The organism is Hymenobacter sublimis (assembly GCF_023101345.1).
GTDB classification, from domain to species: domain Bacteria; phylum Bacteroidota; class Bacteroidia; order Cytophagales; family Hymenobacteraceae; genus Hymenobacter; species Hymenobacter sublimis.
In genome coordinates this window covers 1,904,098-1,928,457 of the sequence record NZ_CP095848.1, presented here as the reverse complement: position 1 = coordinate 1,928,457, position 24,360 = coordinate 1,904,098, and the positions used below count along the sequence as shown (strand labels likewise).

19 protein-coding genes, 1 tRNA gene and 1 pseudogene are annotated in these 24,360 nt (G+C 56.1%); 9 read left to right on the top strand and 12 right to left on the bottom strand.

The annotated features are described in order from the left end of the window. Nucleotides 1-10: 10 nt before the first annotated feature. Both MWH26_RS08160 and MWH26_RS08155 read right to left on the bottom strand, forming a co-directional pair. Nucleotides 11-1,444: an LptF/LptG family permease gene (locus tag MWH26_RS08160; RefSeq protein WP_247976809.1), complete on the bottom strand. Its 1,434-nt coding sequence runs from the start codon at nt 1,442-1,444 to the stop codon at nt 11-13. A gap of 119 nt (nt 1,445-1,563) precedes the next feature. After that, complete coding sequence (locus MWH26_RS08155) at nt 1,564-1,974, bottom strand: START-like domain-containing protein (RefSeq protein WP_244696101.1); 411 nt, start codon at nt 1,972-1,974, stop codon at nt 1,564-1,566. A 140-nt stretch (nt 1,975-2,114) separates the two neighbouring features. Between MWH26_RS08155 and MWH26_RS08150 the strand changes: the two genes are divergently transcribed. The 3 genes from MWH26_RS08150 (at nt 2,115) to MWH26_RS08140 (ending at nt 3,705) form a co-directional block, all read left to right on the top strand. Next, nucleotides 2,115-2,188 (top strand) — tRNA-Met (locus MWH26_RS08150). Between the two features lie 953 nt (nt 2,189-3,141). Beyond that, a complete protein-coding gene (locus MWH26_RS08145; RefSeq protein ID WP_247976808.1) occupies nt 3,142-3,312 on the top strand; it encodes a hypothetical protein in 171 nt (56 codons plus the stop codon). Nucleotides 3,313-3,399: 87 nt separating this feature from the next. Continuing rightward, nucleotides 3,400-3,705: a hypothetical protein gene (locus MWH26_RS08140; RefSeq protein ID WP_247976807.1), complete on the top strand. Its 306-nt coding sequence runs from the start codon at nt 3,400-3,402 to the stop codon at nt 3,703-3,705. Nucleotides 3,706-4,019: 314 nt separating this feature from the next. Here MWH26_RS08140 and MWH26_RS08135 read toward each other — a convergent pair whose 3' ends face one another. After that, a complete protein-coding gene (locus tag MWH26_RS08135) occupies nt 4,020-4,274 on the bottom strand; it encodes a hypothetical protein (protein ID WP_244696098.1) in 255 nt (84 codons plus the stop codon). A gap of 500 nt (nt 4,275-4,774) precedes the next feature. On the opposite strand from MWH26_RS08135, the gene MWH26_RS08130 reads away from it, so the two are divergent. Continuing rightward, nucleotides 4,775-5,194: a hypothetical protein gene (locus tag MWH26_RS08130; RefSeq protein ID WP_247976806.1), complete on the top strand. Its 420-nt coding sequence runs from the start codon at nt 4,775-4,777 to the stop codon at nt 5,192-5,194. 230 nt (nt 5,195-5,424) lie between these two features. Here MWH26_RS08130 and rplT read toward each other — a convergent pair whose 3' ends face one another. The 8 genes and pseudogenes from rplT to MWH26_RS08090 all read right to left on the bottom strand — a co-directional run bounded on the left by rplT (nt 5,425) and on the right by MWH26_RS08090 (nt 16,538). After that, the gene (rplT, locus tag MWH26_RS08125; protein ID WP_188558572.1) at nt 5,425-5,769 is read right to left on the bottom strand and encodes a 50S ribosomal protein L20; all 345 of its coding nucleotides are present in this window, start codon (nt 5,767-5,769) and stop codon (nt 5,425-5,427) included. Between the two features lie 172 nt (nt 5,770-5,941). Next, complete coding sequence (gene rpmI / locus MWH26_RS08120) at nt 5,942-6,136, bottom strand: 50S ribosomal protein L35 (protein ID WP_188558573.1); 195 nt, start codon at nt 6,134-6,136, stop codon at nt 5,942-5,944. 176 nt (nt 6,137-6,312) lie between these two features. Then, a pseudogene (infC, locus tag MWH26_RS08115) lies at nt 6,313-6,870 on the bottom strand (translation initiation factor IF-3); the annotation flags it as partial. A 267-nt stretch (nt 6,871-7,137) separates the two neighbouring features. Further along, nucleotides 7,138-9,087 (bottom strand): threonine--tRNA ligase, encoded by a 1,950-nt coding sequence (gene thrS, locus MWH26_RS08110; RefSeq protein ID WP_247976805.1) that lies wholly within the window; start codon nt 9,085-9,087, stop codon nt 7,138-7,140. A gap of 154 nt (nt 9,088-9,241) precedes the next feature. Continuing rightward, nucleotides 9,242-10,363, bottom strand: a complete 1,122-nt coding sequence (locus tag MWH26_RS08105; RefSeq protein WP_247976804.1) for a tetratricopeptide repeat protein — start codon at nt 10,361-10,363, stop codon at nt 9,242-9,244. 68 nt (nt 10,364-10,431) lie between these two features. Then, the gene (locus MWH26_RS08100) at nt 10,432-11,289 is read right to left on the bottom strand and encodes a tetratricopeptide repeat protein (protein ID WP_247976803.1); all 858 of its coding nucleotides are present in this window, start codon (nt 11,287-11,289) and stop codon (nt 10,432-10,434) included. A gap of 178 nt (nt 11,290-11,467) precedes the next feature. Beyond that, complete coding sequence (locus MWH26_RS08095) at nt 11,468-14,428, bottom strand: DNA gyrase/topoisomerase IV subunit A (protein ID WP_247976802.1); 2,961 nt, start codon at nt 14,426-14,428, stop codon at nt 11,468-11,470. Between the two features lie 190 nt (nt 14,429-14,618). After that, nucleotides 14,619-16,538, bottom strand: a complete 1,920-nt coding sequence (locus MWH26_RS08090) for a DNA topoisomerase IV subunit B (RefSeq protein ID WP_247976801.1) — start codon at nt 16,536-16,538, stop codon at nt 14,619-14,621. A 192-nt stretch (nt 16,539-16,730) separates the two neighbouring features. Here MWH26_RS08090 and MWH26_RS08085 point away from each other — a divergent pair, with 192 nt between their 5' ends. The 4 genes from MWH26_RS08085 (at nt 16,731) to MWH26_RS08070 (ending at nt 20,976) form a co-directional block, all read left to right on the top strand. Further along, entirely contained in the window at nt 16,731-17,915 is a 1,185-nt protein-coding gene (locus MWH26_RS08085; RefSeq protein ID WP_244696092.1) for an AI-2E family transporter, read from the top strand. 210 nt (nt 17,916-18,125) lie between these two features. Further along, nucleotides 18,126-18,596, top strand: coding sequence for a ferritin-like domain-containing protein (locus MWH26_RS08080; RefSeq protein ID WP_244696091.1), 471 nt, complete (start codon nt 18,126-18,128; stop codon nt 18,594-18,596). Between the two features lie 171 nt (nt 18,597-18,767). Beyond that, the gene (locus tag MWH26_RS08075; protein WP_247976800.1) at nt 18,768-20,279 is read left to right on the top strand and encodes an exonuclease domain-containing protein; all 1,512 of its coding nucleotides are present in this window, start codon (nt 18,768-18,770) and stop codon (nt 20,277-20,279) included. A 256-nt stretch (nt 20,280-20,535) separates the two neighbouring features. Next, nucleotides 20,536-20,976: a hypothetical protein gene (locus MWH26_RS08070; RefSeq protein WP_247976799.1), complete on the top strand. Its 441-nt coding sequence runs from the start codon at nt 20,536-20,538 to the stop codon at nt 20,974-20,976. 30 nt (nt 20,977-21,006) lie between these two features. Here MWH26_RS08070 and MWH26_RS08065 read toward each other — a convergent pair whose 3' ends face one another. Further along, nucleotides 21,007-22,611, bottom strand: a complete 1,605-nt coding sequence (locus MWH26_RS08065; RefSeq protein WP_247976798.1) for a hypothetical protein — start codon at nt 22,609-22,611, stop codon at nt 21,007-21,009. Nucleotides 22,612-22,760: 149 nt separating this feature from the next. Between MWH26_RS08065 and MWH26_RS08060 the strand changes: the two genes are divergently transcribed. Next, nucleotides 22,761-24,356, top strand: coding sequence for a hypothetical protein (locus MWH26_RS08060; protein ID WP_247976797.1), 1,596 nt, complete (start codon nt 22,761-22,763; stop codon nt 24,354-24,356). Nucleotides 24,357-24,360: the final 4 nt, after the last annotated feature.

Below are 24,360 nucleotides of genomic sequence, written 5' to 3'. Positions count from 1 at the left end.
CCTTCGTTCGCTAGCTTACTTTCTTATAGCCGCGTAATGGCCACCGCAACCAATTGGGCAGCAGTTGAGCCCACTTAATATCCAGTAATCCGGAGTCGTGGCGCGCTTGGTACAGGAAGAACAGGCCAACCGGTAGCAGCAAGCTAGTAGCTAGCCACATGCCTGGGCCCACGGGCATTACCATTTCGCGGCCGTATTTCTCGCCCATGATGGAAAGGACGTAGTAAATAATAAAGAAGACGATGGAAACAAGAATCGGCACTCCCAGGCCACCCTTCTTGATGATGGCGCCCAACGGAGCCCCAATCAAAAACATGAGCAGAATAGCGGCCGACTGAGTAAACTTCTTGAAGCTTTCAATGCGGTAGTTGGCCGTTTCCTTGCTCAGGTTGGTTAGCCGCTCAGCCGACGTGCCGAGGAAGGAGCGCACATTGCGGGCCCGGTTTGCGGCCTGCTGGGTAATATTGAGGCTAACGGGGCGGAGCTCGGCGGGAGAAACCTTCCAGTTTTGCACGCGCAACGCGGCGGCTTGGCCGGTGGTGTCAAAGCGCAGGTAAGTGTAGTATGGGTTGAGCTGCGTGATCAGCTGCACCCGCTCGATGCGCACGCGCTGGTGCAAAGAATCTGTGAAGTGCGCCAGTTGGTCCAGGTTCAGCATCATCTTGTTGGCGGCGAACAGCTCCGTTTTTGTGCGGTCAAGCCCGAAAGAGGACAGCGAAAAGGTAATCAGGTTACGGCCGAAATTCTGCCGGACGAAGTTGGCGCCGTTGCGGTTATCCGTGCTTGGCTGCTCTACGTACATGCGCCCCCGAAACAGTTCCAACCCCAGATACTGCCCGCCGAAACGCGTAAACATGCGCCCGGAGTCGGCCAGAATTACCCGCATGGAGCCAGAGCTTTGGGTATGATCATAAATCATTACCCCTTTGAGAATGTCGCCATTCTCCCCCAACTTCTGATTTACCTTGATGGTGTAGCCCGGAATACCATTGTAGAAAACCCCTTCGCGAATATCCAGCGCCAACTTCTGCTGGCGAACGTCCCAGAGCAGGCTATAGGCCTCCAGGTTTGCCAGGGGCACAATGGTATTGTTAAACCAGAAAGCTCCGCCGGCTAGCAGCATGCTCACCAGCAGTACCGGCCGCAGGATGCGGGTAAGAGAAATTCCTGCCGTTTTGATGGCCGTTAGCTCATGGTGCTCCCCCAGGGTTCCGAAGGTCATGAGCGAGGATAGCAACACGGCCAAAGGCAGGGATATGGGCACAATGAGCACGCTGAAGTAAAATAGCAACTGTGCTATAACCCCCAGCCCCAGGTCTTTGCCTACTAGGTCGTCCATGTATTTCATCATGAACTGCATGAGGAAAATGAACTGCACCACCGCAAACGTGAGGAAGAACGGCCCAGCAAAAGCTTGTAGAATAAGCTTATCGAGTTTTTTCATAAAAAAGCGAAGCCCAACCATGCCCAGCAGGCTTCCAAGAGGGAAAAAGAAAAGAGCAAACGGGAAACGAAGATACGGCTCGTTTCGCGTCTGCTCCCCGGTAATCAGCCAAACGTCCTCTACCCTCCTACCTGTTCCCGCAACTTCTGAATCAGACTATCCCACATTTCCTGCAGCTCAACCGTATCTGTCTCCTCCGAGTAGTCCACGATACGCAGGTACACTTCTTGGGTCAATTGCGACTCGTCAACGAGAAAATCCAAGTAATTGGCATCGGGCGCGTGCCGCTTGTTCTCATCCAAGAATACGAACCGCACCGAGCGGTTGGTTCGATGGGAAGCCATTTCTGCGTAGTGCGGCTGATTATCCCAGATGAAATTGTAGCGGCCGGCATCAATACGAACATCTTGGCAGAACCAGTGTGACAGGCCCGATGCCGAAGCCAGGTAGGGATACAAGATTTTAGGGGAAGCATTAATGGGGTATTCGACCGTAAAACGGTGCTTGAGACGAGTGGCAGAAAGGGGCATAAGCAAAACAGTGTAAAGAATTTAGTGAGGCCACCTCCTCGGCAAAAGTGGCCCGGGAGCCAATATACACGGGTTTTTTTTTTGCGCAATGCTTGCATCAGGTTAAATATTGTCCTTACCTTTGCACCAGCAAAAAAGACGGCGGGGTAGCTCAGTTGGTTAGAGCACAGGATTCATAACCCTGAGGTCACGAGTTCAACTCTCGTCCCCGCTACATATAGAAACGGCTTTTCCGGTATAGGAGGGCCGTTTTTTTATGCCCGTTACTTTTTTATCACAGTTTTATCACAACCTTATATTTCCGTTCTGCTATTTTCTTGTGCCTAATTATTGATGACTCTACTTACTAAAGCTAGTACCCAGAAGCTGCTCAAGCTTGCCTATCAATACGGCTACTGCTATTTCAAGCTGTAACAACAATTATAACGCTCATATGGTCACTATTGCAGCAACGTGTCACGTTTTGCTAAGTCTATTCGTCGGCTTGGGCCTAGGTATGCGAATCGGAATAGACCTGTGCCAAGGCGTTATTCAACCACTTTTTAGCGTGGGGATTTCATCGTTCTTTCGCTATCCTACCTATTCTTTCCTCTAGAACGCGGCACTAGTTGGAAAATAAGAGTCGAACAAACTAATATGCCCGTTACTGTTCGCCTTAGTTGTTTATGAGGCATTCAGTGCTGGTATTTTGGGCGGATACTGCTAGGACAAAATTCTTTCTGGCGAGCTGACCACACGGAAAATACTTAGATTTCTCACACAAATGCCGGAAATTGACAATCCATGGGGCGATACTATGCTTAAATGTATCCTCATTAGTCCTTCACATCACAGTGGCGGTACTAGTGGCCCACAACCGGCCATGGCCGGGCGCTGCACAGATCTAAGCAACAGCGGTATGGTACAACTGGTTGAATTTGATGCTCTGCTCCTAGCGTAATGGTACTACTTGCGACATCTGCGTTTGTTACCTTCTATCTGCAGAAGGCTGGCTGTCATACCCTGGAAGCAGTCTGGAGCGACCATGTCAACAGTGAAGGCTTCCGCGAGGCAATTTTACAGGGCCTAGGCTTTGTTCAGCAGCACCGAATAGAGAATTGGATAGCGGATGACCGCCGGCTCGGCCCGCTCAACGCCGAGGATCTGGCTTGGATAGCTACAGAAATTATGCCCGCTTTATCGGCCGGCGGCTTGCGTCGCCTAGCTGTGGTTGAGTCCGAGGATTTACTCAACCGCGTCCTCATTGAGGACGCTTATACTACCCCAGTCCACATACTCAACATTGAGTTCAAGCGCTTTGCCGATTTGCCTGCTGCCCGCGCCTGGGCCTGTAGTTGACGTATTCTCAGCACCAACCGCCCGCGGGCATAGTTATTGAGCAAGTTGCTCCCTTCTACGATACTCTACTTTTTTATTACGAACTCCATGACCCAAGAGGTCCGCACCCGCTTTCGATACAACCAGGAGCGCCTGGCTTTTGTCGGCCAAAGTACTGCATCGGGAAGAGAGGCCTTACTGGAAATCCTCTCATCTACTATCCAAGATTTAAGCCTTCTATCCGCGGACCAGCTCACGGTTGAGCAACGTTTCCGCCTACTCCAACTGAAGCTGCAACAAAAGTCCATCAAGAACCTCCGCGACCATTTAGAGGGGTACAACATGTGGCTGCTGGTGTATACCACGTTGCTCTGCACATTTAGCGCCATGATGCCAGATAATTCCCGCTTTTAACCCTATCAGCAGCTGGAGATAGTACCCCACATTCACCTCACTTAATAGTTAGAAATAGAGTTCTTATTAATTCCTTCGTGGAGGTAGTTGTTACTACTTTAAAATACTTTACCTAGCTATACTGTTTAATTAATTGCTGCTTATTGTTATAACTCGAATTTACAGATCGGGCTAAATAAAAAACGTGCTGAGAATGCCCAGCACGTTTGCACTTAGTATAATTCACATTTACTTGTTTTTATAATACACTCTATGGTATTCTACTGTAATTATAAAACAAGGAGACATAACCAATCAAAGCGCTCCTTGATCAATTATCTATGTTGGGTAGTATTCACGTGGGTGAATTGCCATGTCAGAAATTTATTTTTCTTGCGCTGGTGAGCAGCTGCAAAAGGCACTTGCTGCAAGGCGGATAGCACCTCCTTCTCGGCTAAATCTCGGCCGAGCAGCTTACTCAAGACCCGCTGAATATCCTTAGTGGGATACTCCTTATCAAACGGAGGTGACCCAAACACAATGGCTAAAGCGTCCTTCACGCTGTAACGTTTACTTTTGAATCGTTTCACAGCAACTAAAGTGAGCGGTGTGGTATTGCTTGACTACGCTCCAGCCGGGCTACGGCAAACAAGTCCTGCTCGCTTTTCACTACCTGAAAGAAGCTAGAGTAAAAATCTAGCCGGCCGAACGGCACCAAATCTAGGGGCCGGCCCAGAGCGGTGTCGTGCAAAAAGGTGTTAAAAGTAAACCCGTGCTCCTGCACAGCGTCTTTGAAGGACCTTTGCTGCGCCCGGGATAATTGTTGGTAAGCTATCCACAAAGGGTTTCCCTCGTCGGGCAAGCGCATAGACCGCACTTTCTTGGAGGAATTAGATGCTGGCAAGCGCTCCATTTACACAATATTTTGTAGGTTTTCCCAATATTTAAGGTAAAAAGCTTAATCACATACGCAATTTACCTTAAATATTAACTCCTCCAAAAAGCGCCTACACTTTCCCGCATGCCCCCCGCTCCTCATCCCATAACTACCAGTCCGTCTGAGCCTTTTGGAAAGCGGTTGCTGCAACTTATGGACCTCCTGCGACTCAAGCCTTCGGCTTTCGCAGCTAAGTTGGATATGAAACCCCAAACTTTAAATGGCTTCACCGGGCCCAAGCAAAGCGGGGTGACTTTAAAAACTATTCAGAAAATACTGGCGGTATTTCCCCGAGTCAATAGCCACTGGCTGATTACCGGCGAAGGGGAGCCGCTAGCTCCGCTACAATCTCCAGAGGCCGTAGCCCAGCTAGCCAGGGAGCAGTTATTAGTTTCCCCAGACCAGCACTTCACTATAGCCCAGGAAGCAGCAACCCCTTATTCTTCCACTCTACTCACGTGCCAGCAGGAATTAGAACAGAGCCGCAGCCGCATCAAGGAATTAGAAGACATTATAGCTGACAAACAGCTCATCATCGACCTATTACGCGACAAGCAACAGGGAGCCAGTTAAGGATTCCATCTGCCAACTGAAGCTTGCTCACTAGGAAATGTGGGGGCGCTATAACAATACTAGTTTTCCCTCATCATTAGGCAGCGCAGCAGCGCTGTTATGCATTTAGGGCGCGTTGCTCAGTTATGCAGTAGCCTGTAAAGGAAGGGCATATATTGTACATTATAAATGCAAAAAGCGCCTGCTCGAATACGAGCAGGCGCTTTTGGTAAGTAGCGTAGCTAAACGGACTACTTGATTTTTTCCACGATGCCTTTGAAAGCCTCGGGGTGGTTCAGGGCGAGGTCGGCCAGCACCTTGCGGTTCAGCTCGATGCCAGCCTTTTTCAGGCCGCCCATGAACTGCGAGTAAGACAGGCCATGCTCCCGGGCACCAGCGTTGATACGCTGAATCCAGAGGGCGCGGAACTCGCGCTTCTTAACTTTCCGGTCGCGGTAGGCATACAGCAGACCTTTCTCAACCGCGTTTTTGGCAACGGTCCATACGTTTTTGCGACGGCCATAATAGCCTTTCGCCAAACGCATTACTTTTTTCCGGCGGTGGCGGGAGGCCACGTGGTTTACACTTCTTGGCATAACCAGTTTTTTTTGGCGGCCGGCGGCGGATAGTTATTTACCGCAGCTTTTATTTCAGCCGGACGCCTGGTGAAAAGAATTAAAATTAAAAATCAAAGAATTAAAGAAATCTATACATCCAGCACCTAACGAGAGGCCACGGCATGTTTCGTTTCTAACTCCTAATTTCTAATTAGAGAGTAAGCATGTCCTTTACGCGGTTCATATCTGCCGAGCTTACCAGCGTTACGTGCGTCAAGTTACGCTTCTGCTTGGTGCTCTTCTTGGTCAGAATGTGGCTTTTGAAGGCATGCTTACGCTTAATCTTGCCCGTGCCGGTCAGCGTGAAACGCTTTTTGGCGCCGGACTTAGTCTTCATTTTCGGCATTGTGGTGGTGATAAAAGGTGAAAAACTGCGGCGGTCGGCTGCCTAGGGCCGGTGCGCCAGCTCAAATTGGGGCCGCAGCCCCGGGTAAACTATTCGGTTGCCTTATCGGCGGCAGCGGGGCGGGCTTCTTTAGCGGGCTCCTTACCGCCTTCTTTCGGAGCGGCGGGCTTGGCTACTTTAGTAGGAGCCGCGGCCTTGGGAGCCAGATAGAGGAACATGCGCTTGCCCTCTAGCTTGGGTAGCTGCTCAACTTTACCAAGATCTTCAAGGGCCTGAGCAAATTTCAGCAATAGAATTTCGCCTCGCTCCTTGAAGACAATGCTACGGCCCACAAAATGCACGTACGCCTTAATCTTGGCTCCTTCACGCAGGAATTCCTGGGCGTGCTTCAGCTTGAAGGCGAAGTCGTGGTCATCGGTATTGGGTCCGAAACGAATTTCCTTGATGACTACCTTCGTTTGCTTAGCCTTCAGCTCCCGAGTCTTCTTTTTCTGCTCGTACTTGAATTTCGAGTAGTCGATGACGCGGCACACGGGTGGCACAGCCGTGGGCGAAATTTCCACGAGGTCGAGGTTCTGCTCCTGAGCAAACCGACGGGCCTGTTCAATGGAATAGATGCCCTGCTCGATATTGTCGCCGACGAGGCGCACTTCACGGGCCGTAATCTTCTGGTTGATTTTAAACGGCTCCTCGACCTGGGCACGAGGTATATAGCGGCGGTTGGGGGTAGCTATGGCGTTCTTCCTTAAGGTGAAAGTCGATTTCTGCTGGATTGAAAGGGCGCGGGAAGGCGCCGGCTAGTTCAATCAGCGTGCGAATATCCGGCATTTTTTCCACACGCTCAAAAAAGGCCATATAAAAATGCCCGTTCAGCCGACGAAAAACTGCTTTTCGGAAAGCAGCAACGGACCTTCTGCGGGTAGCAACGCCTATTGGGACTACTAGACGTTGCTACTCGCAGAAGGTCCGTTGTGGTACCTGCCGATGAGTTGGAGGTGTTGTTAGCTGGCTTTGCCGTCCATCATGTCGGCTACCTGCTGCTGGAAGCTCTGAATGAATTCTTCAATGGGCACGGCTCCAACGTCACCGGCTCCGTGCCGACGGATCGAGACAACTCCATTCTCCTGCTCCTTTTCGCCCACAATCAGCATGTAGGGAATTTTGCCCACTTCGGCATCCCGGATTTTGCGGCCGATTTTCTCGTCGCGGTGGTCCACGGTGCCGCGTAGTTCAGCGGCCTGCAACTGGTCGTACACTTGCTGGGCGTAGTCGTGGTACTTCTCCGAAATGGGCAGCACGGTGAACTGCTCCGGGGAGAGCCAGAGTGGAAAATTGCCACCGCAATGCTCAATCAGAACGGCCACGAAACGCTCCAGTGAGCCAAACGGAGCCCGGTGCAGCATCACGGGGCGCTGGCGGGAGTTGTCGGAGGCCACGTATTCCAGCTCGAACCGCTCGGGCAGGTTGTAGTCAACCTGAATGGTGCCGAGCTGCCACTTGCGGCCAATGGCGTCACGCACCATAAAGTCGAGTTTGGGACCGTAGAAAGCGGCTTCGCCCAACTCAGTCACGGTAGTCAGACCTTTCTCGGCGGCGGCTTCAATGATGGCCCGCTCCGCCTTCTCCCAGTTTTCGTCGGAGCCGATGTACTTGGTTTTGTTCTCGGGGTCGCGCAGGGAAATCTGGGCCGTGAAATCGGGGAAATCAAGGGCCTTGAGCACGTAAAGCACGATGTCAATTACCTTCAGAAACTCCTCTTTTACCTGGTCGGGGCGACAGAAGATGTGGGCGTCATCCTGGGTGAAGCCGCGCACCCGCGTCAGGCCGTGCAGCTCGCCCGATTGCTCGTAGCGGTACACGGTGCCAAACTCGGCGAAGCGCACCGGTAGGTCGCGGTACGAACGGGGCTTGGTTTTGTAGATTTCGCAGTGGTGGGGGCAGTTCATGGGCTTGAGGAAAAACTCCTCGCCCGGGTTCGGCGTCTTGATGGGCTGAAACGAGTCGGCACCGTACTTTTCGTAGTGGCCGCTGGTCACGTAGAGCTCTTTGGAGCCAATGTGAGGCGTCACGACGGGCTGGTAACCGGCCTTGATCTGGGCCCGGCGCAGAAACTGCTCCAGCCGCTCGCGCAAAGCTGTGCCTTTAGGCAGCCATAGGGGTAGCCCCGCCCCTACCTTTTCGGAAAACGCGAACAGCTCCAACTCCTTGCCCAGCTTGCGGTGGTCACGACGCTTGGCTTCTTCCAGGCGCTCCAGGTACTCGGTCAGCTCCTTAGCCTTGGGGAAGGTGATGCCGTAGATGCGCGTGAGCTGCTTGTTTTTCTCGTCGCCGCGCCAGTAAGCGCCGGCCACGTTGAGTAGCTTGACGGCCTTGATGGGCGAAGTATCGGGAATGTGGGGGCCGCGGCAGAGGTCCGTAAAGTCGCCTTGGCTATAGAAGGTAATGGCGCCGTCTTCGAGGCGCTCCAGCAGGTCTAGCTTGTAGGGGTCCTGTTTCTCGGTGAAGTAAGCAATGGCATCGGCCTTGCTTACCTCCCGACGCTCGTACTGGCTTTTCTTCTTGGCCAGCTCCAGCATCTTCTTCTCCACCTCCGGTAGGTCATCGGTAGAAATCGTGCGGCCCTCGCCCAGGTCAATGTCGTAATAGAAGCCGTTTTCAATGCTGGGGCCGATACCCAGCTTCACACCGGGGTAGAGGGCTTCGAGGGCTTCGGCCAGCAGATGGGCCGAGGAGTGCCAGAAGGTAGATTTGCCTTCGGGGTCGTTCCAGGTCAGAATAGCCACGGTGGCATCCTGTTCGATGGGGCGGTGCAGGTCGCGCACTTCGCCGTTGACGCGCACACCCAGGGCATTACGGGCGAGACCTTCGCTAATGCCGGCGGCAACATCATAGCCCGTGGCGCCATCTACAAACTGGCGCACCGAGCCGTCGGGGAGGGTGATATTCAACATGAAGTTGGGGAATAATGGCTATACAAACAGCCGTGAGGCCGCAAGTTACACAAGTGGTGAGATTGTGATGTGGTGAATTGGTGAGTTTACGCTTTCAGCCGAGCAGGCAGAATGCTAAATCCATCGTGTTATCACTCTGCTACCTCACCACGGGCTACAAGCCAGGGCGCTCTACTATAATGGGCTCGACGGCCTCCACAGCGGGCCGGGGGGCTTCATTGACAAGGATGCCCTTGGCACGGTTGCCCACTTTCCAGGCCTTGTACGTCCAGTGGCGGTTGCCAGGGTTTTCGGCTACCAGTAGCCGGTACTGTTCGGCCGCTTCGGGCCACCGCTCAACGCTTTCTAAGCTCTCCGCTAGCATTTGACGGGCGCCCGCCAGGCGCGGGGCACGGCGCAGGGCCCGCTGCAGGTGTGGAACGGCCTGGGCGTATTTGCGGGCCTTGAAGGCAACAAGGGCCAGCCGGTAATCAGCCCGATAGAAAGTGGTATCCAACTGAACCGTCCGGGCATAGATGCGCGTGGCGCTATCGGGCTGGTTTTGGAGTTCAAACTGCCGGCCGTAATCATACCACAGCGGACCGTAGGTAGGCGCCAGCTTCAGACCCCGGGCCGCATAGAGGGCCGCCTGCTCGGGTTGGCGGAATGCATTGGACAGAAACGCTAGCTGATGCAGAGTTTCGGGCTGGCGGGGGTCGCGGGTCAGGCTGGCCCGGAAGTGCTCCAGGGCCTGGAGCGTATCCTGCAAGCCGACGTAGGCAACTCCTTTGTAGAATAAGGCGGCGGCGTGGTCAGGCTCCTGCTGCAGGGCGCGGTCTAGTTGGTCCAGGGCATCTTGGTAGCGGCGGCTGGCCAGATGCATCTCCCCTACCAGCAGGTTCAGATCTGGGGAGGCGAAGCCCCGGCGGGCGGCCTCGGTAGTCGCTGCCAGCGCCGACTTAATCTGGCCTTGTGCGCGCAAGGCCCGCGCCTTCGTGAAGTAAAACTCCCCCGGCGCATCATCCAGATCCAGGGCCTGATTGATGTCTCGTAGCGCAGCTTCAGTCAGGCCAGCATCCAGGCGAAAAGCGGCCCGGCGAGCGTACAAAGAGGCATTCTGCGGTTGACGGGCAATGGCGCCATCCAGTTCTTCGGCCTGAATTTTCGGTCCGCTCTGCACCGTATTCAGGTTCACCATAGTTTCCGGCCGCTCCTTGGGGCCTTCCGCGCAGGCAGCAACCAAGGCCTGACCAGCGGCGAGCAACAAAAACAGGCGAAAGAAACGAAAGGGACGCACGGCGCAAGGTAAAATTCAACGGCAAAGATACGCGCTACCCATGGTTGGTGCTACCCAGTGCCAAGGGCCTACAGCTTTCTAACGTGGCGGCTGATCTGGCGGCGCAGCTGGCGGTTAACTTGCTCCAACATCCGGCGGCAGCGCCGGCTGAGTTCCAGCTCATCGGCCGTAACGGGAGTTAGCGCCACGGCCTCCTGCAAAACAGCAGTGGCCCGGGTTTGCTGACTGCGGTTCAGGTACACCCGGGCTAAATCGTAGGCGTACTGGATGCGCTTCGGGTCGAGTTCGTGGGCCCGCTTGAGCGCATCAATAGCCCGGAAGGTGCTGGCGCCAGCGGGCATTCCGCCCAGAAATATCCGGCTAAAAACCCGCTCAAACGGACTGTAGTGGTCAACGCGGTAATGCCACCGCCCCAGCAGCTGCCAGGCTTCGGCCCAGTCCGGCCGCAACTCGGTAGCTCGAAACACATGGGGCCGCATTTCACGGTAGGCCAGCAGCCGGCCGCGGGCCGTAAGCAAAGTCGCCTGATTAGATAAAGCCAGCGCTTCGGCATAATGCCCCTCTGCCCCGTCGGGACGCACCACCAACGCCCGGCTGGCGTACAGGCGAGCCGCCGAGAAATAGGCTGCTTTACGGGTTTCGTCGGTGTAGCGGGCGCCAATCCGGACGCTCAATACGGCTGCTTGCCACAGAGCCTCATAGGTAGCGGGGGCTTTACTCAGTGCCTGTTCGTACTTGGCGAGGGCCTCCGACTCGTGGTACTGCGCCTGCAGAGCCCGGGCTTGGGTTAATAAATCTGCTACGGCCGGATCGAGGGGAGCAGGCTTAGTAGTTGACGCCAGCCTGGATTGCGCAAGCACGCAGCCCTGGCCTGCAAATAGACCAAGCAGCAGAATGACAATAAGAAGGCTGAATGGGCGCAGCATGGCCGGCAAAGGTACTTTTCTGATTCTGATGTTGAGTTAAAACTTGCCGTCGCCCGCTGCAGTAACCACATAGTACCCGCCCTGCGAAGACTGCCGCAGAACCTCTCCGCTACACAGAAAAGCCAGCCTGAATTCAGGCTGGCTTTTCTGAAAGGAACGCCACCGCAAGGGCCTGCAACTAGAATAGCTTGAGTTGAGACTTAGGGGTTTTCAGTACAGCTTGGGCTTGGGCAATGTCGGCCTCCGAGATGTCAACCGTGCCATGAAGCTCCGGCAGCGGCTCCTCGGGGGCGGCGCTACTAGGGGCCGCCGTTCTAGGAATGGTGGCCGGACCGGCTTTCTTCTTGGCTTCCCGCCGCTGAGGCTCGGGCCCTTCATCCGTCAGCAACGTTACGCCGTGGATGCGGAAGTAGGCGAGCTTGTTGCCCATGGCCTTCCAGCCTTTCACGTCGATGAACTCGTGCAGGTGCAGGTTTTCCGTTTCCTTATCGGCCTTCTTGTCGCGCTGCAGCTTTACTTCCGCCTGGGGCTCGGGGTGGCAGGTAGCACACAGGAGCTTGGAGCCCTTAGTTTCCGAAATGAAGGTAAAGCGCTTGTCGAGGGTGCTGGTTTCAATTTTGAAACGCTTGACGTAGTGCGTTTTCGACTCGCCTTCCACGTACACGCTGCTGATAACCGTGTCGGGCTCCAGCTTGCGTAGCAGCAGAATGTTGGGCACATCGAAGTGGTGCGCCGGCTCGGGCGACTTCAGTTCGTAGCTGCCATCCTTATACACCACCAAAATGGTATGGTCGGTATCGAAGGCCCCCAAGTAGCGGCCGTGGCCGGCGTGGTTCAGGCGACCCACGACGCTGTCAAAGAATACTTCCCGGCCGCCTAAAGTGCTGTCACCAACGGTTTTGCGGGTTATTTTCTTGATCGGCTGTTTCGTGACGATGTTGCCCATGGAGCCCTTGCCCTTAATGGCCAGCTCGGCAAAATCGAAATCAAATTGCTTCACGCGGGCCGGAGCCTTGTCAGACAACTGCACGCTTACTACCTCCGACTCGGAGTTAGGGTTGGCCGTGAGGTAGAGGGTTTTGGTGCCTTTCGTGCCCTTGGTCAGGTCGTACACTTTGTCGCGGGTGATACCCGTCACCAGGAAGCGTTTGGCAAAGGCAATGCCCGAGGCTCCATCTTGGTACACCATATTGTACACCAGCCGGTCGTCGTTTTTGTTGTAGACGCCCACGTGCAGAATGTCCTTGCCCACGAAGGTTTTCTCGGCAATGCGACTCACCACAAACGTGCCGTCGCGGCGAATGGCAATGATGTCATCCAAGTCCGAGCAGTCACACACCGTCACAGCCTTTTCGTCCTTCTTGAGGCCGTAGCCCACAAAACCGTCGGCATAGTTGACGTAGAGCTTCTGGTTGGCGACGGCCACTTTCTGGGCCGTTACTACATCAAAGGTGCGCAGCTGGGTTTTCCGCTCCCGGTTGGTGCCGTACTTTTTCAGCAGGCCTTCGAAGTAGTGAATGGCGTAGCGGACAATGTTAGCCAAGTGGTCAGCTACTTCCGCCAGCTCCGTTTCCAGCTTCTGAATGTACTCTTCGGCCTTGAAGCCGTCGTACTTGCTGATGCGCTTGATGCGGATTTCCGTCAGGCGAGTCAGGTCGTCCTCAGTGATGGCGCGGCGCAGGACAATGCGCGCGTCGTTGGCTTTCTGCTTTTCGCCCTCAATGCGCACAAATTTCTTCAGGCCAGCATCAATGGTTTGCAGAATGTCCTCCCAGGTTTCGCACTCTTCAATTTTGCGGTAAATGCGGTTCTCGATGAAAATCTTTTCCAGCGAGGCCGAGTGCCATTTTTCCTGTAGCTCTTCCTGCCGAATTTCCAACTCCCGCTCCAGCAAGCGCACTGTTTTCTGGGTGCTCAGGCGCAGCATGTCCTCTACCCCCACGAAGCGCGGCTTATCCTCGATAATGACGCAGGTGTTGGGCGAAATGCTGATTTCGCAGTCGGTGAAGGCGTACAAGGCGTCCATGGTAAGGTCCGGCGACACACCCGTGGGCAAGTGCACCTGAATCTCTACCTCGGCGGCCGTGTTGTCGACTACCTTTTTAATTTTGATTTTGTTGGCTTCCGAGGCCTTCACGATGCTTTCCATCAGCGCCGTGGTGGTAGTACCGTAGGGAATGTCGCGAATGACGAGCAGGGTTTTATCAACCTTCTCAATGGTAGCGCGCAGGCGAATTTTGGCCCCGCGCAGACCGCCGTTGTAGTTGGTCACGTCGCAGAGGCCGCCGGTCGGGAAGTCCGGAAACAGCTGAATTTCCCTACCTCGCAGCACGTCAATGGAAGCCTTGCACAACTCCCGGAAGTTGTGGGGCATGATCTTGGTGCTCAAGCCCACGGCAATGCCTTCCACGCCCTGGGCCAGGAGCAGCGGAAACTTTACGGGTAGCGTAGTTGGCTCGCGCTTGCGGCCGTCGTAGCTCATCTGCCACTCCGTGATGTCGGGGTTGAACACCACGTCGAGGGCAAACTTGCTCAGGCGGGCCTCAATGTAACGGGCCGCCGCGGCCCCGTCGCCGGTGCGGATGTCGCCCCAGTTGCCCTGGGTTTCAATCAGCAAGTCCTTCTGGCCCAAGTTCACCATGGCGTCGCCGATGGAGGCGTCGCCGTGGGGGTGATACTGCATGGTCTGACCGATGACGTTCGCCACTTTGTTGAAGCGGCCGTCGTCCATTTCCTTCATGGCGTGCAGAATGCGGCGCTGCACGGGCTTGAGGCCGTCCTCGATGGCGGGCACGGCGCGCTCCAGAATCACGTAGGAGGCGTAGTCCAGAAACCAGTTCTGGTACATGCCATTCACCGTGGCCACGTCGTGAATGGTTTCGCCGGGGGCGAACTTGGGCTCCTCTTCGGTTTCTTCCGTTACGGGCTCCGGCTCGGTTACGGCTTCCACATCGGTACCAGACTCCGCGAGCAGCAACTCGCCAGCTTCGCTTATCACGAATTGCGGCGCGTCTTCTGGGGAGGCATCAGCATTGGCCGGAGCTTCCGGCGCCGACCCGAACGCAAAGGAGTCACCGGCACCAAATAGCTTCGATTCGTCTTCGTGGTTCAGGTCTTGGGGATTCGTCTCTTCTGACATGGGGGTGTGGCAAGCGCCACGGTTATTGTTCTTGTACCTCTCTCCTGCTGCCCAGTAAAGGGAGCAGAAGGTTAAAACTCTTAGCGACTAGGTAGGACCAAGTGGTTGGGCGTGGTTGCTAAAGTGCTACCCCGCAACCGCCCTAGTCTACTTGTGCGCGTGGTATCTGCTAACTGGGCTGGCTGTTATCCTAGGCCAAATCAGCCTCCGCCACTTCGGCCAGGGGCAACACGTCGGAGGTTACCAGGTCTTTTTCTAAACGCAGGTTCTCAATGATGAATTCCTGACGAGCCGGGGTGTTTTTGCCCATGTAGTAGGTTAGCACCTGCTGAATGGAGCGGTCCGACTGCAGAATCACGGGTTCCAGCTTGATGTTGTCACCGATGAACTTGCCGAACTCGTCGGGCGAAATCTCACCCAGACCTTTAAAGCGCGTTACCTCGGGGTTGCGGCCCAACTGGCGCATGGCAGCCTGCTTTTCCTGCTCGTTGTAGCAGTAAATGGTGGTTTTCTTGTTGCGGACGCGGAACAGCGGGGTTTCCAAGATGAAAACGTGGCCGTTGCGCACCAAATCGGGGAAGAACTGCAGGAAGAACGTGAGCAACAGCAGCCGGATGTGCATGCCATCCACGTCGGCGTCGGTGGCAATGACCACGCGGTTGTAACGTAGGTTCTCGATGCCCTCCTCAATGTTCAGCGCGTGCTGGAGCAAGTTCAGCTCCTCGTTCTCGTACACGATTTTCTTTTTCAGCCCGAAGCAGTTCAGGGGCTTTCCGCGCAAAGAGAAAACGGCCTCCGTTTCCACGTTCCGGCTTTTCGTAATGGAGCCCGAAGCCGAATCACCTTCCGTGATGAACAGGGTAGTGAGCAGCTCCTTCTCGGCGTTTTTGGTCTCGCCCAGGTGCAGGCGGCAGTCGCGGAGCTTGCGGTTGTGCAGGTTGGCTTTCTTGGCGCGCTGGTTGGCCAGCTTCTTCACCCCGGCCATGTCCTTCCGCTCCCGTTCGTTCTGCTCGATGCGCTTTTTAAGCGCCTCCGCCGTTTCGGGATTTTTGTGCAGGAAATTGTCGAGGTGCTCCTTCACGAAGTCCAGAACGAACCCGCGCACGGTAGGCCCGTCGGGACCCATGTTAAGGGAGCCGAGCTTGGTTTTGGTCTGGGACTCGAACACCGGCTCCTGCACCCGCACCGAAATGGCGGCCACAATGGAGCCTCGGATATCGGCCGCGTCGTAGTCCTTTTTGTAGAACTCGCGCAGCGTTTTCACTACGGCCTCCCGGAAAGCGGCCAAATGGGTACCGCCCTGGGTAGTGTACTGGCCGTTCACGAAGGAGTAGTACTCCTCGCCGTAGTCGTTGCCATGGGTGAGGGCCAGTTCAATGTCCTCGGCCTTTAGGTGAATAATGGGGTAGCGCAGGCTTTCCGCGTCGGCTTTGCGAGCCAGCAGGTCCAGCAGGCCATTTTCGGAGTAGTACTTCTGACCGTTGAAGTTGATGGTCAGGCCGGCGTTCAGGTAAACGTAGTTCCAGATCTGATTTTCCAGGTACTCCGGGATAAAGCGGTAGTTGCGGAAAATGGAATCGTCGGGCTGGAAGGTGAAGAGCGTACCGTTGCGCTGGCTGGTTTTCACCGGCTTAGGGTCGCTGGTAAGAATGCCCTGGGCAAACTCAGCCGACTTCATCAGCCCGTCGCGTACGCTTTGCACTAAAAAGTAATTGCTCAGGGCGTTAACCGCTTTGGTACCTACCCCGTTTAAGCCCACAGACTTCTGGAAGACTTTCGAGTCGTACTTACCGCCCGTGTTGATCTTGCTTACTACCTCTACCACCTTGCCCAGCGGAATGCCCCGGCCGTAGTCGCGCACCTGCACGCGCTGGTCGGAAATCTTTATTTCGATGGTGCGGCCGTGGCCCATTACGTGCTCATCAATGGAGTTATCAATAACTTCCTTAACCAACACGTAAATGCCGTCGTCGTAGCTGGAGCCATCCCCCAGCTTACCGATGTACATGCCCGGGCGCAGCCGAATGTGCTCACGCCAGTCCAGGGAGCGAATACTATCCTCGGTGTAGCCGTGGTCAGGGGTAGCGGCGGGTACTAGTTCTTCAGCCATGAAATCGGGTAATCAAATTTGAGGTAAAATAACGCAGAAAATTGGCCTTTTCCGCGTCTTTCTTTCGCTAGCGAAGTTAGCAAAATTCCCCGTATCAACCCCAATTTAACAGGGTTTGTTCCCACAAAAACGGCCAACATTGGCCACTACCTTCACTCCCAATCTGTTTGGCTTACCAATTTTTTTAGCAATATGTTTCCTCCCGCTACCCAACATCATTTGCCTCCTTCGGGCCATAAGCCCAGCCAGGAGGTAAAGCAAGCCCCCGTGGTTCAGTTTGCCTTTCTTATGATAGGGGCCGTGCTGCTGGTGTACACCCTGCGCGTACTCGACGACGTGCTGCTGCCACTGGTTTTCTCGGGCGTTTTTGCCCTGCTGTTGCTGCCCATCTGCCGGTGGCTGGAGCTGCGGGGCCTGCCTCGGGTGCTGGCCATCATCCTGTGCTTGCTGCTGCTGGTACTGATTTTTGCGGGCTTCGTGCTCGGGTTTGGCTCCCAACTAACTCAGTTTAAAACCGAGATTCCCAAGCTGCAGGCCAAAACCATGGAGTTCTTCAACACGGCGCAGGAGTGGGCTCACCAGCGGTTCGGCTACCAACCCATGAGCATTGAAGACGTGAAGGAGTCGACGATGAAGGCTCTGAAGAAGTCGGGTGGTACGTATCTGGGTACTACGCTCAACACTACCACGGCGGCCCTGAGCAATATTCTGCAGGTGTTTATTTACATCTTCTGTCTGCTGCTCTACCGCGACCATCTGCGGCAGTTCATGTTCCGCTTCGTAGCTCCCGATAAGCGTACGGCGGTGCTGCACACCGTGGACAGCATCCAGACGGTCGTGCAGGCCTACATTTCGGGTTTGGTGAAGGTTATTCTCATTGTGGCCGTGCTAAACGGTATCGGGCTGGTAGCGCTGGGGGTTAAGTTTGCCATCTTCTTCGCCATTTTTGCCTCGGTGCTGGCCGTTATTCCCTACATCGGCATCATGATTGGGGCGACCATCCCGGCTATTATCACCCTGGTAGAAACCGGCTCGGTGGTGCAGGCCGCGCTGGTCATTGGCGTGTTTGTGGTGGTGCAGTTCCTGGAAGGCAACTTTATCACGCCCATGATTACTGGTTCGCAGGTAAGCATCAACCCGCTGGCTGCCATTCTGGCCCTGATTTTGGGCAACGAGCTCTGGGGCACGCCCGGCATGATTCTGAGCATTCCGATTATGGCCGTTATCAAGGTAGTGCTGGATGCCAACAAAGTGACGGAGCCCTGGGGCTTCCTGCTCGGCGACACGGCCGAAGGCGACGATTCTACGAAGCCTGGCGAGAAGCAGCCCGGCTTCCTGGGCCGACTGTGGGGGCGCGTTACGGGCAAAGCAGCCTAAGTAGCTCACCTATTGAGGCTCCTACCCTTTCCCCGTTGGCTGAAGCTAACGGGGATTTTTTTTAGCTGAAACGCGCAGGTAGCGCCTCAAGACCGAAATTTTATAATCCTGCTTAGGCAACCTCCACGGGGCGGGAAGGGTATAAAAGCCCATGTGTTGCCTACCCGGCAGCATTTCTCTTTCCCTACCATTCATTTAAAACGCTTCATCATGGCCACTATAACCGGCGACGCCGCCCGCGCTTACAACGACCTCGTAGAAATCAACAAAACCGCCGCGAAAGGCTATCAGGAAGCCGCCGAAGGCGCCAGCAGCAGCGACTTGAAGGCTAAGTTCAGCCAATTCAGCCAGCAGCGGGCCCAGTTTGCTTCCGAGCTTTCCCAGCATGCCCAGCAGTACGGCATCAACACGGAAGAAGGCAACACGGTTGAAGGCCTAGTAGCCGACGCCGCCGCTGCCGTACACCGCGGCTGGATCAACATCAAATCGGCCATTACGGGCCAGGACGACTCGGCTATTCTTGGCGAGTGCGAAACGGGTGATGCCGTGGCACTGCAGTCGTATGAAACGGCTATGAAATCGCAGAACCTGCCCGCCGAAGCCCGCACTGTAATTCAGAAGCAGCACAGCGAAATCCTGTCGGCTAAAAACTGGATTACCCAGCAGAAAGGCACCCGCTAAGCCATTAGCAAATTTCTTTTGTCAGAAAGCCTACCACCTTGGTAGGCTTTCTGCTTTTAAGGCTGAGCCAGAAGCCGCTTCGGGAAGGCAACCCGGCGTTGCAACCTTCCGGGGGCGTATCTTTGTTACCAATAGCATTAGCACGTTTGTTTACCCGAATCCGCTTCTCGTTTGTACGCCATCATCGACCTTGAAACTACCGGAGGGCAGCCCGCGCAGGACCGCATCACGGAAATAGCCATCTACATTCACGACGGTGAGAAGGTAGTGGATGAGTTCAGCACCCTGTTGAACCCCGGCCGGCCCATCCCGTTTTTCATTACCCAGCTCACGGGCATTACGGATGATATGGTGCGCGACGCGCCTAAGTTTCATGAGGTAGCGCGCCGGATCGTCGAGATTACGGAGGGCTGCGTGTTTGTGGCGCATAATGTACGCTTCGACTATTCTTTTCTGAAAAAGGAGTTTGCGGATTTGGGCTACAACTACTCCCGCAAAACGCTGTGCACGGTACGCTTAAGCCGCTCCCTGATGCCGGGGCAGCCTAGCTACAGTTTGGGCAAGCTCTGCCAGAACATCGGGATTCCGCTCAACGACCGGCACCGGGCTACCGGCGACGCCGCGGCCACGGCCATTCTGTTTGGCCGCTTGCTCAAAATTAGCCAGCAGGAAGAAGCCCTCACGGCCCCAGGCCTGAGCCCGGCCGATACACTGGCGGCCGTGGACGCCAACGCTCCGGCGGGCAACCGCCCCAGAAATGGCAGTGCCGCCGCTACCACCAAGCAGCCCTCAGCCCGCAAAATCAAGGCCGTGCAGGATGCCATCCGAACGGCCTTGTTACCGCCCAACATCACCCCCGAAAAAGTAGCCAGCCTACCCCAGGAAGCCGGCGTGTACTATTTTCATGATGAGCAGGGCGAGGTGATTTATGTGGGCAAGAGCATTAACATCTACAAGCGGATTCAGCAGCACTTCGCCGTCGACTACAAGTCGCGCAAGAGCATCGAGTTCAAGAACTCCATTTCGGATATTACCTGGGAGCTGACCGGCTCCGAGCTGGTAGCCCTGCTTTATGAGTCGCACGAAATCAAGCGCATGAAGCCGCTCTACAACCGGGCTCAGCGTCGCTCGGTGTTTCCGGCCGGTATTTTCCTACGCACGGATGAAAACGGGTACAAGCACCTCTACTATGGCCGCGCCGATGACCACGCGGAATCTCATCCCCTGATTGCGCTGGGTAACCAGTATAAAGCCAAAGGCTTCCTATTTCACAAGGTCGCCAAGTTCAACCTCTGCCAGAAGCTCTGCGACCTGTACAAAACCACCGGCTCCTGCTTTGATTACCAAGTACACCGCTGCAAAGGTGCCTGTATAGGGCTGGAGCCGGCGGAGGAGTACAACGAGCGAGTAGAGGCCGCCATCGAGTCGTTTACCTACGAGCACGGCTCCTTCGTGATTACGGGGCTGGGCCGTCGGGCTGACGAGAAGAGTATTGTGGTGGTAGAAAATGGGCGCTACCTGGGCTTTGGCTACGTAGATGAAACCTTCACGGCCCGCAAACTGACGGATTTTAAGGAGGCCATTACCCGCTACAACGACAACAAGGACGTGCAGCAGATTATCCGGCAGTACCTCCGGACCAAGCACAAGGATAAGGTCAAGATTTTCAAAGCCGCAGCCTAATTGCCTCAACGGGCAAGGCTACCCCCTCTCATTTTAAGGGCACACACCGCGCCCTTTTCGGCAAATAGCAGGCCGCCTATTGATAAACGGCTCGTATGCGCGGCTTGCTTAAGTATCGTATGTGGGCGCAATAAGAACCTCAGAAGGCTTCATAGGGCCTTTAACTGTGGCGGCGGGCATGCTGTTGGCGGTGCGGTGGCGCAATGACCGAAGTAGGTTAAAACTTTTCGAGTGGGCCTGCGTAGCAGCAGCACTTATGCACTCTTCTCCTGCTCTGAGCATCTTATTTCGGCCTGATCTGCACGTATTGATTGTACGCTGGCTGCGCGAAATTTCGCAGCACGAGCTACAACAAGGCTACCAGGAAGCGTTGGCCACTGCCCGCCACCACGGGGCCACGTGCTGGCTGGTTGATTCGCGGCGGCGGGCGCTATCGGACGAGCAAATGGCAGACTGGCTGGCAACCAGTTTTCTGCCTACGTTGTCTCAAGATCTAGGCTCGGTCGTGTATGTGGCTTGCTTGGTGTCTGCCACCTGGCAGGACACGGGCGGCCCGGCCGCCCCACTGGTGGCTCTAGCCCAGCGCCAGCCGCTACCTACTCAGGGCTATCATTTGCAATTATTCGGGGATGAAGGCACCGCTATGCAGTGGCTCCACCGCGTGTGTACGCCAACGGTAACCAATTCGGCGCCTTAAGTTTCAACCGCTTCCGGAGTGCTGTCTTACCTAATACAACCGATGACGTAGTAGCCAGCCGGCAGCATCAAACTCATCGGCATGGGGCCGGTATTTTTCGACGTCGGTTTTGCCAACCCGTAGCGTGTTACCGTCGCCACTCTCGTAGATGGTGAGGCGGCTGCGCGAACGACGTGGGGCCGGAGTAGCCTCCACTAAATCCTGGCCCGCGCCATCGTATACCTCAATCTGGAAGCGCGAGTCAGGCTGGCCGCGCAATTCAAACGCATCATTTCCCCCGAGGCCAAACAGCTTGATGGAGCGGGTTTGGGGGCTGGTAAATAGGCGCTGATGCAGCAAGGTAGCGCCCTGCGGAGTAAGCCGAAAAACCTGCACCCGCACCTGCCGGGGCCCTATGGCTTCTACCACAAAGCGCTCAGCCTCATCCGTACCTGGCAACTCTACGTCCTGGGCCAGTAAGGCGTAGAACTTGGCTGCCACGGCCGGGAGCTGTTCCCGGCGGCTGCGGAGCTTATGGCGAAACTCAGGGGCCGCCAGCTGCTGGACCTCCTGGGGCCACACGGCCAAGGACTGGTTGATTACATCGTCGGAAAGAGCACCGCGCAGGGAATCCGCAATCTGATGGAAGTCCTGCTGATCCAGGTAGGCTAGCAGCGACTTATCCATGGGCCGCGCTGCACGGTTAAGCCCTTCTACGTCGGCCAGGCGGATTTTCTCGTGGAAGCTCTGGTAGTTAGATTTCACCCAGCCGATGATGTGCGTAAGCAGGCCGTCATCAAACTTAAAAAAGGCGTGGTCCCGGTCGCGCGGAATAGCCCGGTACACTACGCGGCCATTGGGAGCCGGAAAGCTGGCCCAGCGCCACTGATCTTCGCGCCGGCTCCAGTCGCCCAGCCACATATCAAACAGGCGGCTGCGCAAGTACTGGCGCGCATCTACCTGAAACTGGGAGCTGGTAACCAGGTTGGTAAAGGCCTGGCGGGAGCTTACTACCTGGGTCGAAAAACCGAAGCTACGGACGGCCCGTTGGTCACCCTCCGGGCGTTCTTCAAACAGATACAACGCATTGGCAAAACCCTCCCGAAACTCCCCCAGGGCCGGATCATCAGCCACGTACACGAGGCGCGGATTGGTGTAGTACAGCCCGGCTGCCTGGGCCAGCGGCGGCACAATGTAGGCACCGTACGGGTGGATGACGCTGGTTTGGTCCTTCATCAGCCGCCCAATTGGCCCCTGCTGCAAGGCTTCGGGAAGGGCTTTGGTGGCGTCTTTATCCACGGAGCGCAGCACGTACTGCGTGCCGTTGCGGTCCACTAAGCGCAGGTTTTTGGTTTGGAAGGAGCCTCCTTCCCGAATGGGAGTGAGGCCGCCCGGTACTGCCGTACGCAGATTAAACACCCGGGCCGTGACGGGCAGTGCCCACAGGGTCCGGTAGTGCGTGCCCCAGAAAAACCGGTACAATGCACTGCGCTGGTAGTGAGGGCCCGCCGCCACTACTACCGTTGAGTCGGGGAGAATGAGGGCCGAGCCGGAAGCACCGCGTTGGGCCGGAGCTGAACAGGAAACGAACAACAAGCCGGCCAGCAGGCCCGCCGGCAAGCCAACGGGCAGAAACACGCAGGAAAAACAGGGCACGGAGGAGGAGTATTACAAACCAACAACTGCTACCCGACATCGGGCGGCCGACCTTATAGCGCAAACTCCCTGGTGGCGGTTGTACCGTGGAGCATGTACTTTTCCGCGGCGGTTCCGTTGAAGGAACCTAGCCGCGCTTTTTACCCCGCATGAACCTACGCTACCCTAGCCTTCTGCTGCTACTTACGGCCGCTGCCTGTAACCGGGAAACCTATTTTCAACCCGATGCCCGCCCTGATTTCGCTACCCCCCTGCCTTCCACTGCTGACAGCGTGCGTGTAACGGCGGGTCGCCATTACCAGCGGGGCCTAGTGGGTCGGTGGCTGCTAGGCCGCCATCATCGGCTCAGCTGGGTGCAGCCCGTTACGCTGCCCGTATTTAAGCCGCAGAGTGTTGTACCAGGAGGATTAACCTTCGGAAAAATCGGCGGGGGCTTTCAAACCATCAGCATGACGCTGGTATCCCCAACAGGCCGCAGCTACGCCCTGCGCACCATTGATAAGGACCCCTACCGTACGCTACCCAAGGTGCTTCGGCAAGGGTTCATTCTAAAGACTGTCCGCGACGCTACCTCCGCCGGCATGCCCTACGGGGCCTTTGTGGTGCCGGCCCTGGCCGAAGCGGCGGGCTTGCCCCACGCCACTCCCCGGCCCTATTACGTGCGCCCCGATGAAAACGGCTTGGGCGCTGCCAGTGAGCGGTTTCGGGGTAAGGTGGTATTGCTGGAGGAGAAGTTTGAGGGCAAACAAAACATTACCGGGCCCGTGGCTGGTGCCCAGGCGCTGGAGGAATCAGAAGACATGCTGGCCGCCCGGTACGCCAACCCGCGCCAGCAAATCGACGGGGAAGCGTTTCTGCGGGCCCGCCTACTTGATATTTGGCTGGGCGACTGGGACCGGCACGAGGGCCAGTGGAGTTGGGCCGCCTACGCCCAGCCCGACGGCCGGGTGCTGTGGCGGCCAGTGCCCCAAGACCGGGACCAGGTGTTTTTCCGGTTTGATGATGGGGCCGTATCCTGGCTGGCTAGCAAATTGGTAAGCAAATTTCGCACGTTCCGGCCCCAGTACCAAAGCATTGAGGGCTACACTCGCAACGCCTCCTTCATCGATGAGCGTGCGCTAGCGGTGGTGCCCGAAGCGGCGTATCAGCGTACGGCCCAGGAGTTGCAGGCTAGGCTCACGGATGAGGTGATTACGCGGGCCGTGCGCCAAGGCTTGCCGCCAGAGGTGTACCGGTTGGAAGGCCCCGCTATGGAAGCCGCTTTGCGCGCGCGCCGGGCCAAGCTGCCCCAGGCCGCTGAGGAGTTCTACCGCCTGAAAGCTCACCGGGTGGTAGTAGCCGGCACCGACCAAAACGAACGGTTTATAGTGGAGCGTCGCAACGACACGGCTACTGTGGTTTCAGTGTATCAGCTACCCGACGACGAAGACAAGCGCAAGCCTACCCTACTCTACCGCCGTACCTTCAACCCAGCCGCTACCCACAGGGTAGTTTTGCACGGACTGCAAGGGAAAGATGAGTTTGTGGTTTCGGGCCGGGTGCGCCGCTCCCCCATTCTGGAAGTATACGGCGGCCCCGACTCCGACCTGCTGCAGGATTCTTCCCGCGTTGCTGGCTGGCGCAAACGAACCCAATTCTATGACACCAGACGCAACAACGTGCTTGAGCCCGGCCCAGAAACCAAGGACTGCACCGAGCACAGCGTCCGTTCCCACGCCTTCGACCGGGACGGCTCAGGGAGGTGAGGTA